Below are 10,772 nucleotides of genomic sequence, written 5' to 3'. Positions count from 1 at the left end.
CAAGGTAAACCCGATCTCCGGCGAGGTGCGGATACTGTTTACCGACTTCCTGCTGGAATGGCTGGAGATGATCAAACACAATGTGGAAATGACCACCTACGCCTCTTACGCTATGTGCATCAAGAGCCGCGTTATTCCTTATTTTAAGGACTTCAAGCTTACGTTAAAGGATGTTACGCCGAAGCACATCCAGGACTATTATCAGTACGAGCTGAACGAGAAAGGCTTAAGCGCCTGCACGGTGATCCACCGCCACGCCAACATTCGCAAGGCGTTGCAGTACGCTTTCAAGGTGGGCCTGATCGCCTTTAACCCTGCCGACCGGATCGAGCGGCCCAAACCCGGAAAATTCGTGGGCAGCATTTACGATGCCGGGGAGCTGGAAGCCCTGTTCGCCGTCGTGAAAAACAAACCGATAGAGCTGGCCGTTATCCTGGGCGCGTTTTACGGACTGCGCCGCAGTGAGATCGTGGGGCTGAAATGGGACGCCATTGACTTTGAAAAAAAGACGCTGACCATCAAGCACACCGTAACCGAGGTAAGGGTGGACGGAAAAGCCATCATCGTGGAAAAGGACCGCGCCAAAACCAAGTCGAGCCACCGCACCCTGCCGTTGGTAGAGCCCTTTGCAAAGCTTCTCCGGCGGATGAAGGTTGAGCAGGAGCGCAATCAAAAGGTTTGCGGAAAAGCCTATTGCCGGGAGTATCTCGGCTACCTCTACGTGAACGAGCTGGGAGAACGGATCAAGCCGGGCTATATCACCCAGAATTTCGCGCTCACGCTGAAAAACCACGGTTTGAAAAAAATCCGTTTCCACGACCTGCGCCATAGCTGCGCCAGTTTGTTGTACGCCAACGGAGTCAGCCTGAAGGAGATCCAGGAGTGGTTGGGGCACAGTGATATTTCCACCACCTCGAACATCTACACACACCTGGATTTCAGCTCCAAGGTCGCTTCGGCCAACGCCATCATCGGCGTATATCCCTCCTGACATCCCTCCAAAGCGGGCGAAATGCCAGGTAAATAGGGAGATGAGAGCACTGCAAATTTGCGCTAAAATGGTTTATGTGACGGTATGCCGTGGGCAAACAGAAAGGTGCCGCTAGAAAAGAAAAAGCCCTCAAATCCGCTTGTGTCGCGGCTTTAAGAGCATTGACTTCTGGTGCCGATGGCCGGAGTCGAACCGGCATGGAGGTTATCCAACGGTTTTTGAGACCGCCGCGTCTGCCAATTCCGCCACATCGGCATATAAGTTTTCAGCAAGATTTATTCTAGCAGAAAAGAGATATGCCGTCAATATGCCAAAGGCAGTAAGATGTCTTCTAGTGCCATATTTTACAGGATAAGCTGCTCCGAAATACTTAACTAAATGAAGGATTTAACAGGTATAATGTCGAAAAACATATTGATAAGTGAACGGGATAAGCATGATAATTACCGTGCATTGTTTACAGGTTCTGTTTCCCTGTTCATGGTTGCCCTTCGCAGAGGAGGGATGGAATGCAACCGGCCGATGAGATCCTCATCGAGAGAAGTAAAAACGGGGATATGGATGCCTTTGAGCAACTCGTCCACCGTTATGAGAATAAAGTTTACACTGTGGCATACCGTTTTATCGGCAATCACGCTGACGCGTCCGACCTTGCTCAAGATACTTTTTTAAGGCTCTACCATGCCTTGCCGAGTTTCCGGGGAGAGTCCAGTTTTATGACGTGGCTATACCGTATTACCGCTAATGTTTGTCGCGATGAGATACGCCGTCGGCAAAAATACCACTTTGTGTCTTTGGATAATGAAACGGAAAATAACGGTGATCATATCATGTCGCGGGTATCCGGTCGAACTCCTTCACCTGAGGAAGTGGTTGAGCAAAAAGAGTTTAATGGCATGATCCAGGAGTGTATTGACAGTCTTAATAAAGAGCACCGCTTGATTTTAATAATGCGGGAAGTGCAGGGCTTCTCATACGAAGAGATAGCCGATATATTAAAGTGTTCCTTAGGCACGGTTAAATCCCGCTTAAGTCGTGCCAGGCAGGCGTTTAAAGAAAAATTTAACGACCGTAGGGAACTTTAGGGCGGCGGCTCGCGTCTAGCTAAATAGGGGGGGATGAGAGATGCAGTGCCTGGAAGTTGAGGAACTGCTTTCTCCTTATCTGGATGAAGTACTTGCTCTGCCGGAAAGTGAAGACGTTACTTCTCACTTGGCTGTTTGCGCAAGTTGCCGGGAAAAATATGATGTTCTTAAAGAAACTGTTAATTTCATAAAAGACTTGCCGGAGGTAGAGCCGCCCCCTGGGTTCAGTGCCCTGGTCATGAGCAAGATTGCGATACCGACGCGTGAAAAAGCCGGTTACGGTGGCGTTTTTATGAGCTTCAGAAAGAGCGGTTGGCTGCGTGCGTGCTCTTTTGCCGCCATGTTCGTTGTTATACTTGGAATAACCACATTGATGTATGGAATGCCGAACCAGTGGTACCAAAGGATATCTTCATTATTTGTTCATGAACAACAGAATGAGCCGGCGCCGGACAGTGAAACAAAAAATGATGGAAGTGCAGATACAAGTGAAACTGGCCCCAAAGAGGATAGTCCGGCGCATAAGAATGAGCCAAGTAATGCTCCGGGGTCACCAGCCGGATTACCCGTTGTACCACAAAAAATGGCCGAAAAAGAAGAAGCAATTATTACACAAGTTGCCTATGGTAATATTCCGGCTTCAAATAAGAAGTTGAATAACTTGGTGCTGGATGCCACTCTAGCCCTGTCAACAGAAGATCCGTCTGACGTGCCGGAAAAAATTGCCAACTTGGCTGATGACAACGGGGGTTACTTGGTGCCGGGCGGTTCTCAGGAGGAAGGAACGCTAACCGTCAAGGTGCCTGCGGATCGGTTTAATTATGTGCTAAGCGGCATCAGGGAGATGGGTGACGCTGACACGAGACGAGTTGCGGGTGAAGATGTCAGCGGAAAAATATCAAGTTATGAGAGTAATATTAGAGATTTGGCGAATGAAGAAAGAATACTCCAACAAGCGATGGGAAAGGCCGCTCCTCTGGCCGAATCGGAAGTAGCGCAGGCACGGCTTAACAAGGTGCAAACAGATATGGAACAACAGAAGAAGTTGTATAGTAAATTGTTGACTGATACACAAACTGCCACTATCAAAGTAAACCTGAGGTAATTTTTATTGACGCCTTATTTTGAAAACAGTATTTTTTCTTGTCAGTCGGAGATATAATAGGTAAAATAGATTAGAAATATATTGTCCATGATAAGATATATTATGAAGGAGGGTTGTGAGATGGAAGAAAGAGTTCAGGAAGTTATTAATAAAGTACGGCCGTTTCTCCAAAGAGACGGCGGAGATGTTGAGCTTGTGGAAGTCGCTCCCGACGGGTTGGTTAAAGTGCGGTTGAAAGGGGCTTGCGGCGGGTGTCCGAGCGCCACAATAACCCTCAAGCAGGGTATTGAGCGGATGCTCAAGCAAGAGGTTCCAGAGGTAAAAGAAGTTGTATCTGTATAAAAGATTCTGTATTAAAGTAATTTAAAAAAAATTTGTCCCCACAATGGCCCGAAATAATGATTTAAAACAGCAATCCCGTACCACTTTGATAGTGATACGGGAACTCTTTTGACGCAGCCTCCTTTAATTGCCTGAGAAATAACGCTTCCTTCACAGTTGCTGAAATTGCTGAGATAATAATTGTTTAGTTAAAGCGGGAATCCCTGAACGTAAATGCCGTATCTCGCGTTGTTTTCTTTATACTTGTCGTAATCCATGAAGATGACTTCAAAAGTACCCGTATCACCTGGGGCAAGTTCGGTCGGTTCGAGGTTTGTGGTAAATGTTCGTGTCAGTTCCTGCCCATCGGCGTTCAATAGTTTGCCGTATACAGTCAGACTAGTTAGCTTGCGGTTGCCTGTGTTGGTGACTTCTCCCGACACGGTTAACATTGTAATTCCTTCAACGATTTTATTAACTTTTATTGTATAGTCGTCTGTCAGGTAAATCCCCGGACGCACATTTGGAATGGGCAGAGTCACCGATGCTGTATCACTTTCAGGCGTCCATTCAAATGTGCCGCCCATGGCCCTGGCCAGCCCATCGATTGGTATCATTACCTGGCCGTCTACCAAAACTCCGGCACCTTCAAGTTTTTGTCCGTTAATAATTAGGTTTATCCCTTTTGTATCCGCAAATACGCTCGCGGCGCAGATAAAACTCAATACAAACACCGTCAGCAGTGTTTTTATCAAGCGCTTTCTCATCATGATCCCTCACATCTTGGTATTGTTACCCTGGTAAGGTGCTTTTAACATATCAGACGAAAAAACACCCGTTAATGTTCCATTTACTTAAAAAGCGGGCTCGAATTTTCAAGCCCGCTTCTAAAATACTTAAGTTTGTTGTTAATTTGATTATGCTTACTGCCTGTTTGCCACCAGGTTGTCGACCACTGTGGAATCGGCCAGTGTCGAGGTGTCGCCCAGTTCGTCAATAGCGCCGGCGGCGATCTTTCTCAGGATCCTTCTCATAATCTTACCGCTTCTGGTCTTAGGCATACCAGGCGCGAATTGAATCTTGTCAGGCGAGGCAATGGGACCAATTTCCTTACGCACGTGCGCCACAAGCTCTTTCTTGAGCGCGTCGGTGCCTTCCACGCCTTCCTTCAGCGTTACGTAAGCGTAAATTCCTTCACCTTTAATGTCGTGCGGGAAACCTACAACCGCAGCTTCCGCGACTGTCGGGTGCGCTACCAGGGCGCTTTCCACTTCCGCGGTGCCCATCCGGTGACCGGAAACGTTGATCACGTCGTCCACGCGGCCAAGCAGCCAGTAGTAACCGTCCTCATCCTTGCGCGCGCCGTCGCCGCTGAAATAGTAGCCGGGCTGCTGCACAAAGTAGGTTTCTTTAAATCTGTTGGGATCCCCGTATACACCGCGCATAATGCCGGGCCAGGGCTTCTTCATGCAAAGGTGGCCGCCCTCGTTCACGCCGGCTTCTTTGCCTTCAGCCGTAAGCAACGCGGGGACTACGCCGAAGAACGGATTCACGGCGGAACCGGGTTTCATCGGGTGCGCGCCCGGCATCGGGGCGATTAAGTGCCCGCCGGTTTCGGTCTGCCACCATGTGTCGACAATCGGGCATTTTTCCTTGCCGATAACTGTGTAGTACCACATCCAGGCTTCCGGGTTAATCGGCTCGCCGACCGAAGCCAACAAGCGCAGGGAACTGAGGTCTCTGCCGTTGGGCCATTGATCGCCGTCCTTCATCATTGCCCGGATGGCGGTGGGAGCGGTATAGAAAACGTTTACGCCGTATTTCTCTACAATTTGCCAGAACCTGTCCGGCTCGGGATAGCTCGGCACGCCTTCAAATATCACGGAAGTAGCCCCTAATCCCAGCGGGCCGTAAACACAATAGCTGTGTCCGGTTACCCAGCCGATATCCGCTGTGCAGAAATAAACGTCTTCATCGCGAATGTCAAAGAAATATTTCACGGTCATCATCGCATAGAGGTGGTATCCAGCCGTGGTATGCATAACACCTTTGGGTTTGCCGGTGCTGCCGCTTGTATATAGAATGAAAAGGGGATCTTCCGAATCCATTGCTTCCGGTTCGCATATGTGAGAAGCTTCTGCCATCAAGTCGTCCCAGTATACGTCGCGTCCTTCCACCATGTTGCATTCTTTGTCCACTCTCTTGACCACGATGCACTTTTTGATGTCGGGGCATTGGGCCATGGCGGCGTCGGCTACGTCTTTGGATCCCAGGAATTTGCCGGAACGGTAACCAAAGTTGTTGGTGATCAGTATTTCCGCTTTGGCGTCCAGCATTCTGTCGCGAATCGCTTCGGCGCTGAAACCGCCGAATACGATGCAGTGGATGGCGCCGATCCTGGTGCAGGCCAGCATGGCAATAGCCAGTTCAGGAATCATCGGCAGGTAGATGCCCACCCGGTCTCCTCTTTTAACGCCTTGGCTCTTCAGAACATTGGCAAATTTGCAGACTTCATGATGCAGCTGTTGATAAGTGTAAGTCTTGCTATCCTCTAAAGGCTCGCCCTGCCAGATAAGCGCGGCTTTGTTCCTCCGCGGGCCATCCAGGTGGCGGTCCAGGCAGTTGTATGATACGTTCAGCTTGCCGCCAGCGAAATAGCGGACAAATATGTCACCTTCGAAACTGTATTCTTCAACACTTTCCCACTTCTTAAACCAGGTCAGATTTTCTTCAGCCATCTGCGCCCAGAATTCGTTCGGGCTTTCGACGGACCTGCGGTACATCTCCTTGTACTCATCCAGACTTTTAATCCTGGCTTTTGAGACAAACTCCGGAGAAGGGTTGAAAACCCTGTTTTCAACCATCATCGATTTCATTTCGGCCATGTTTTCCCCTCCATAATAGTATTGGGTATTGGATGATTCTATCGGCTCTTAAGCACATTTCGACCGTTAATATATTACATCATTATTTTTAATTAATTAAGAAATATGCTTTTAGTTAACAGAATAAGCCCCCTAAATGCATTATGGACGGCTGAATGGTCGAGAATATTATTTGAAACGAAAAAAAACCGGGTGTGAATGGTTGCTGCGGGAGTGTGAAAGTAATAATTACCCCCTGGGCAGGGGGTAATTATTCAGGTTAAGCTATCGGATTTTGTGGCGTACCGGTGCCTGTTTGAAACCCGTATTGCGGGAAAACCGCCTGATAGCTGCCGGGCTGTGCCCCTGTTCTCTGATAGGCGGTAGTTTGCACCCGCTGCAACTCCTGGTTCCATTTGTTAAGATTCTGGTTAATATCGTTGATATTCGCTGTTTTGGGCTGATACCAGCCGCGGTTATTCATTTCGTTAAATATTTCGTGTTGAATTAGATATTCATCTCTTAAAATATTGATAAACGCTTCCTTCAGTTGCGGGCTGGATGCCTCAATGGCGGCGGAATTGCAGTTGTCGGCAATGTATTTTTCCATAACCAGGGAATCAGTTAAACGGTCTTTTTCTTCCAGCATTATTTCATCTCCTTAGAATTATCTTTGGCCGGCCAGGTTTTGTACGCTTCTTAAAATCGTTTCATAGTGGCCCCGGTGTCTGTCCGCAGCGGCAGAGTATATCTGCTGAAGTTTCGGGTCGGTGGACTGCTGGGCGCACGTCGCGTACTTGGCGATGGCCAGCGCTTCCGACCTGAGCAGTTCTCCCGTTTGGAGAAGCTCCATTTCCGTAATTTGAGTCATCGATATCCACCTCCTTATTCGGTTTAAAATAGTTTGGCCCAGTTTTATGAAAAAAATGCAAAAGAATTGACCCCCTTTACCTTGCTCCTTAAGAGAAAAACAGCCTGCTTTGTGTTGCAGGGAAAACCTTCCTTTTGTCGAAGTATTTTAGGGAAGAAGAATAGGAGGGATTCTTATTGGACTTAACATCGCTTTTATACGTTATCGTCGCGTTATTAATATTCTTTTTTGTTATTAGAGTATTTAAAGGGATAATCAAGTTTCTCATAATAGCTTTGATTTTAGTTGTTTGCATCTGGCTTTATATGAAATACGGCTTTAGAATACCAATTAGCATTTAGCAAAAGTGGGGTCCAAAAGTGGGGTCAGCCCTTGACATTGGACAACTTTGTGGGTTAGCGGTCATTGTATTTTTAATCATAAGGGTCTAGTTGTATTATCACCCCATTATTTGTTGCGCTTGTCCAATGTCAAGGGCTGACCCCTTACCACTTTGTTGCGCTTGTCCAATGTCAAGGGCTGACCCCTTACCAACTTACCCATTTTCCTTTTTTGCCACCTGAAGAGGTGGTTTTCTTTTGAAAAAATTCATATAACTTTCATGAAAAACACAGACAACACTAAGATTATTTTAAGCAAACAATGTTACTATGAGAAAAATCCGTGGAGAGGGGCGCATTTATGAATATTCTGCATGATAAATTAAATGAACAAAATACGGCTGAACAGGAACAAACTGACGTTTACCTGGTACCCATTCTATTATACTAAAAGGCCCAAAAACTATCACACTCGCTCAACAAAAAAGCACCCTTGAGGTGCTTGAAAGCATAATTTAATGCATGCTACATGCTACCACTGTCTCCCTTTATCTTCTTACCGGTTTTAATGAAAGATAGGCGATGAAGATAAGCAATAGGCCGATCAATATACCGGCGTAGCCGGCCAGCATATTTATCAGGCCGCCGCCGAACGCTGAGCCAAAAGCTTGACTTGCGTTGTATGCGTTTTGTTTTGCGGCCTGCACCGCTTGCTGTCCGCAAAAGAAAGGCAAAAACCATGATGCCAGCGGGATGGCCAGGCACTCCGCTCCGGCGGCGAGGCAAGCCCTGGACCAAATTTTTCCGGATGATTCCGCCTTGCGGTAAAATAACAGGCTGAATATGAACCAGGCGATCAGAAACGCTGGAAATGCGGCTTTGGGGCTTGCCAGGAAGACGAGCAGGCAAAACAGGAGTCCGGCTGCTAGTCCGGCGATAACAGCAGAGAGAATTCTCACCGGGAACCCTCCTTTCTTTTTGATGTAAGTTTATGCTTGTTTATCCCCGGATATTTCACTAAAAAAGAGCCCCCAAGGGGACTCCTCACCGTCTCATGTTATGGTTTTCCGCCGCGCGGCGGCTTGTTTTGAAAATAAATCACAGTGGCTGCGCCAATGAGAAATCCTAAAATTAATATCGATCCCAAAATCAATAGCAATTTGGTTCAATCCTTTCACCGCTGCTCGTCGCCTTATGTACAAGTGCCACCCATATTGAAATTGCTTCATTATTATAGAGATTATAGAGAAATATTCTCCCACATTTTTAGCAAAAAAATTACAGAGAAAAACTTGACAATCGTCCACGTATGGATTATACTAAGGTCAAAGATAGTCAAGGTTAAATAATGACAATTCAACCACCGGGAGCAATCGCCTATAAAAATTATTTTTTAAAAAATCAGGAGGTGTTTTTTCATGGCATTGGTTAAATGGGATCCTTTCCGTGATTTGTCAGGCTTGCAGTCTTCGATCAACAGGCTTTTTGACGATAGCTTTCGCTTCTGGAGGGAGCCTGAAGCTGCCCTAACCCAGGAGGGAGCGTTTCCCGTGGATATTAAAGACACTCCCGGGGAGTTCCTGATCAAGGCGGAACTGCCGGGGTTCAACAAAGATAACATCAAAGTCATTTTAACTGATAATTTATTGACTATCCGGGCGGAACGCCAAAAGGAAGAAAAAGAAGAAAATGCCAACTACCTCAGGGTCGAGCGCAGCTATGGTTCATTCAGCCGGTCGTTTACCTTGAATATGCCGGTGAAGCAAGATAAATTGAGAGCCCGCTATCATGACGGCGTTTTGGAAATCACTCTCCCCAAAGAAGAGGACGCCAGAAAGAAAGAAATCAATATTAATATTGAAGGATAAACATCTGGCTCCCGGTTGGTTGACTAATAATTCGGACGAGGGATTTACCCTCGCCTTTTTATGAGAATAATAATAATTAGCGGAATAAACCGGTATCGTATAGAAAGGGGGTGAACCGGCGTGCATTACAAAGATTATTATAGCATACTTGGAGTGGAAAAGACGGCCGGCGTAAAGGAAATTAAGAAGGCATACCGGGAGCTGGCCCGGCGCTTTCACCCGGATGCCAACCCGGGCGATAAAAAGGCCGAGGAGCGGTTTAAAGAGATCAGCGAGGCGTATGAAGTCTTGAGCGATCCGGAAAAACGGAAGAAATACGATGAAATTGGCGCGGATATAGGCGCGGACTGGCAGAATTTCGACTGGAGCAATTATCAGAAAGGCCGGGGGCAATGGCGGGAAGCCGGTCCCGGCGGTGTCCGTTTCCACTATGAGAGCCCGGGATACGGCGGGTTCAGTGACTTTTTCAGGACTTTTTTCGGCGACATGGACCCGTTTACCGACACCGACCTGTTTTGGGAAAGGCGTGGCCGGGGCCGGGGCGGCGCGGATACCGAAGCGCGGTTGGAGCTCAGCCTGGAAGAGGCTTTTGCCGGGGCAAACAAAGAGTTTTTGGTCAACGGGCGTCATTTGAAAGTGAAAGTTCCGCCCGGCATGCGGGAGGGCTATAAGCTCCGGGTGCCGCAGCAGGGAGAAAGCATGCAGAAAGGCGGCCCGGCGGGCGACTTGTATCTCTCCGTCAGCCTGCGTCCCCATCCGCTTTTCAAGATTAAGGATAAAGACCTGGAGTATGAAGTGCCGGTTGCGGTAACTGAGGCTGTGCTGGGCGGGGAAGTGAACATCCCGACTTTAAAAGGTACGGTTTCTCTGAAAATTCCCCCGCGCACTCAAACCGGCAAGGTTTTTCGCCTGCGCGGCATGGGCATGCCGGACCCCGGCGGAGGCGGTCCCGGAAACCTGCTGGTGAAAGTAAAAGTGGTGATCCCTGAGACTGTGACCCGGCGTGAAGAAGAACTGTATAAGACGCTGGCGGAGCTGAATAAAGAAAATCCACGCGCCCGCCTGTTTAATATGTTGAAGAAGCCCGGAAGGAGGGTTTGAACGATGCGTATGGATAAACTTACCTTGAAGACCCAGGAAGCCTTTGAAGCGGCCCAGAGCATGATGGCAAAACACAGCCACCAGCAAATGGAGGAAGAACATGTTTTGCTGGGCCTGCTTGAGCAAGAAGAAGGGGTCGTCGGTCAAATATTGCGGAAAATGGAAATAGATCCGGCGAAACTGAAGAGCCAGGTTGAAGCTGCTGTCGACCGCCTGCCCAAAGTGCAGGGCGGCGGCGGGATGTAT

12 protein-coding genes and 1 tRNA gene are annotated in these 10,772 nt (G+C 48.0%); 7 read left to right on the top strand and 6 right to left on the bottom strand.

The features are described 5' to 3' along the window. Window positions 1-991 (top strand): site-specific integrase (locus tag A4E54_RS08535; RefSeq protein ID WP_286725611.1); only part of this gene is annotated, 991 nt, incomplete at its 5' end. A 169-nt stretch (window positions 992-1,160) separates the two neighbouring features. On the opposite strand, the gene A4E54_RS08530 is transcribed toward A4E54_RS08535, so the two are convergent. Next, a tRNA-Leu gene (locus A4E54_RS08530) sits at window positions 1,161-1,246 on the bottom strand. Between the two features lie 254 nt (window positions 1,247-1,500). Here A4E54_RS08530 and A4E54_RS08525 point away from each other — a divergent pair. The 3 genes from A4E54_RS08525 (at window position 1,501) to A4E54_RS08515 (ending at window position 3,523) form a co-directional block, all read left to right on the top strand. After that, window positions 1,501-2,076 (top strand): RNA polymerase sigma factor, encoded by a 576-nt coding sequence (locus A4E54_RS08525; RefSeq protein WP_240083263.1) that lies wholly within the window; start codon window positions 1,501-1,503, stop codon window positions 2,074-2,076. Window positions 2,077-2,116: 40 nt separating this feature from the next. Beyond that, window positions 2,117-3,181: a DUF4349 domain-containing protein gene (locus tag A4E54_RS08520; RefSeq protein ID WP_240083262.1), complete on the top strand. Its 1,065-nt coding sequence runs from the start codon at window positions 2,117-2,119 to the stop codon at window positions 3,179-3,181. 120 nt (window positions 3,182-3,301) lie between these two features. After that, complete coding sequence (locus tag A4E54_RS08515) at window positions 3,302-3,523, top strand: NifU family protein (protein ID WP_240083261.1); 222 nt, start codon at window positions 3,302-3,304, stop codon at window positions 3,521-3,523. 188 nt (window positions 3,524-3,711) lie between these two features. Here A4E54_RS08515 and A4E54_RS08510 read toward each other — a convergent pair whose 3' ends face one another. The 5 genes from A4E54_RS08510 to A4E54_RS08490 form a co-directional block, all read right to left on the bottom strand. Then, window positions 3,712-4,272 carry an FxLYD domain-containing protein gene (locus tag A4E54_RS08510; protein ID WP_240083260.1) on the bottom strand — a complete coding sequence of 187 codons (561 nt, stop codon included), beginning with the start codon at window positions 4,270-4,272 and terminating at the stop codon, window positions 3,712-3,714. Between the two features lie 153 nt (window positions 4,273-4,425). Continuing rightward, window positions 4,426-6,387, bottom strand: a complete 1,962-nt coding sequence (gene acs, locus A4E54_RS08505; RefSeq protein ID WP_240083259.1) for an acetate--CoA ligase — start codon at window positions 6,385-6,387, stop codon at window positions 4,426-4,428. Window positions 6,388-6,646: 259 nt separating this feature from the next. Next, window positions 6,647-7,015, bottom strand: a complete 369-nt coding sequence (locus tag A4E54_RS08500; RefSeq protein ID WP_240083258.1) for a spore coat protein — start codon at window positions 7,013-7,015, stop codon at window positions 6,647-6,649. A gap of 18 nt (window positions 7,016-7,033) precedes the next feature. Then, window positions 7,034-7,237: a hypothetical protein gene (locus A4E54_RS08495; RefSeq protein WP_240083257.1), complete on the bottom strand. Its 204-nt coding sequence runs from the start codon at window positions 7,235-7,237 to the stop codon at window positions 7,034-7,036. An 868-nt stretch (window positions 7,238-8,105) separates the two neighbouring features. After that, window positions 8,106-8,516 carry a hypothetical protein gene (locus tag A4E54_RS08490; RefSeq protein ID WP_240083256.1) on the bottom strand — a complete coding sequence of 137 codons (411 nt, stop codon included), beginning with the start codon at window positions 8,514-8,516 and terminating at the stop codon, window positions 8,106-8,108. A 459-nt stretch (window positions 8,517-8,975) separates the two neighbouring features. Between A4E54_RS08490 and A4E54_RS08485 the strand changes: the two genes are divergently transcribed. From A4E54_RS08485 to A4E54_RS08475, 3 genes are all read left to right on the top strand, one after another. Then, window positions 8,976-9,425, top strand: a complete 450-nt coding sequence (locus A4E54_RS08485) for an Hsp20/alpha crystallin family protein (protein WP_240083255.1) — start codon at window positions 8,976-8,978, stop codon at window positions 9,423-9,425. 120 nt (window positions 9,426-9,545) lie between these two features. Then, entirely contained in the window at window positions 9,546-10,526 is a 981-nt protein-coding gene (locus A4E54_RS08480; RefSeq protein ID WP_240083254.1) for a DnaJ C-terminal domain-containing protein, read from the top strand. Between the two features lie 3 nt (window positions 10,527-10,529). Continuing rightward, window positions 10,530-10,772: Clp protease N-terminal domain-containing protein (locus A4E54_RS08475; RefSeq protein ID WP_286725601.1), on the top strand; the 243-nt coding region annotated here is incomplete at its 3' end.

This window comes from Pelotomaculum sp. PtaB.Bin117 (assembly GCF_002067195.1).
GTDB lineage: Bacteria > Bacillota > Desulfotomaculia > Desulfotomaculales > Pelotomaculaceae > Pelotomaculum_D > Pelotomaculum_D terephthalicicum.
This window is presented reverse-complemented; position numbering and strand designations above follow the sequence as displayed.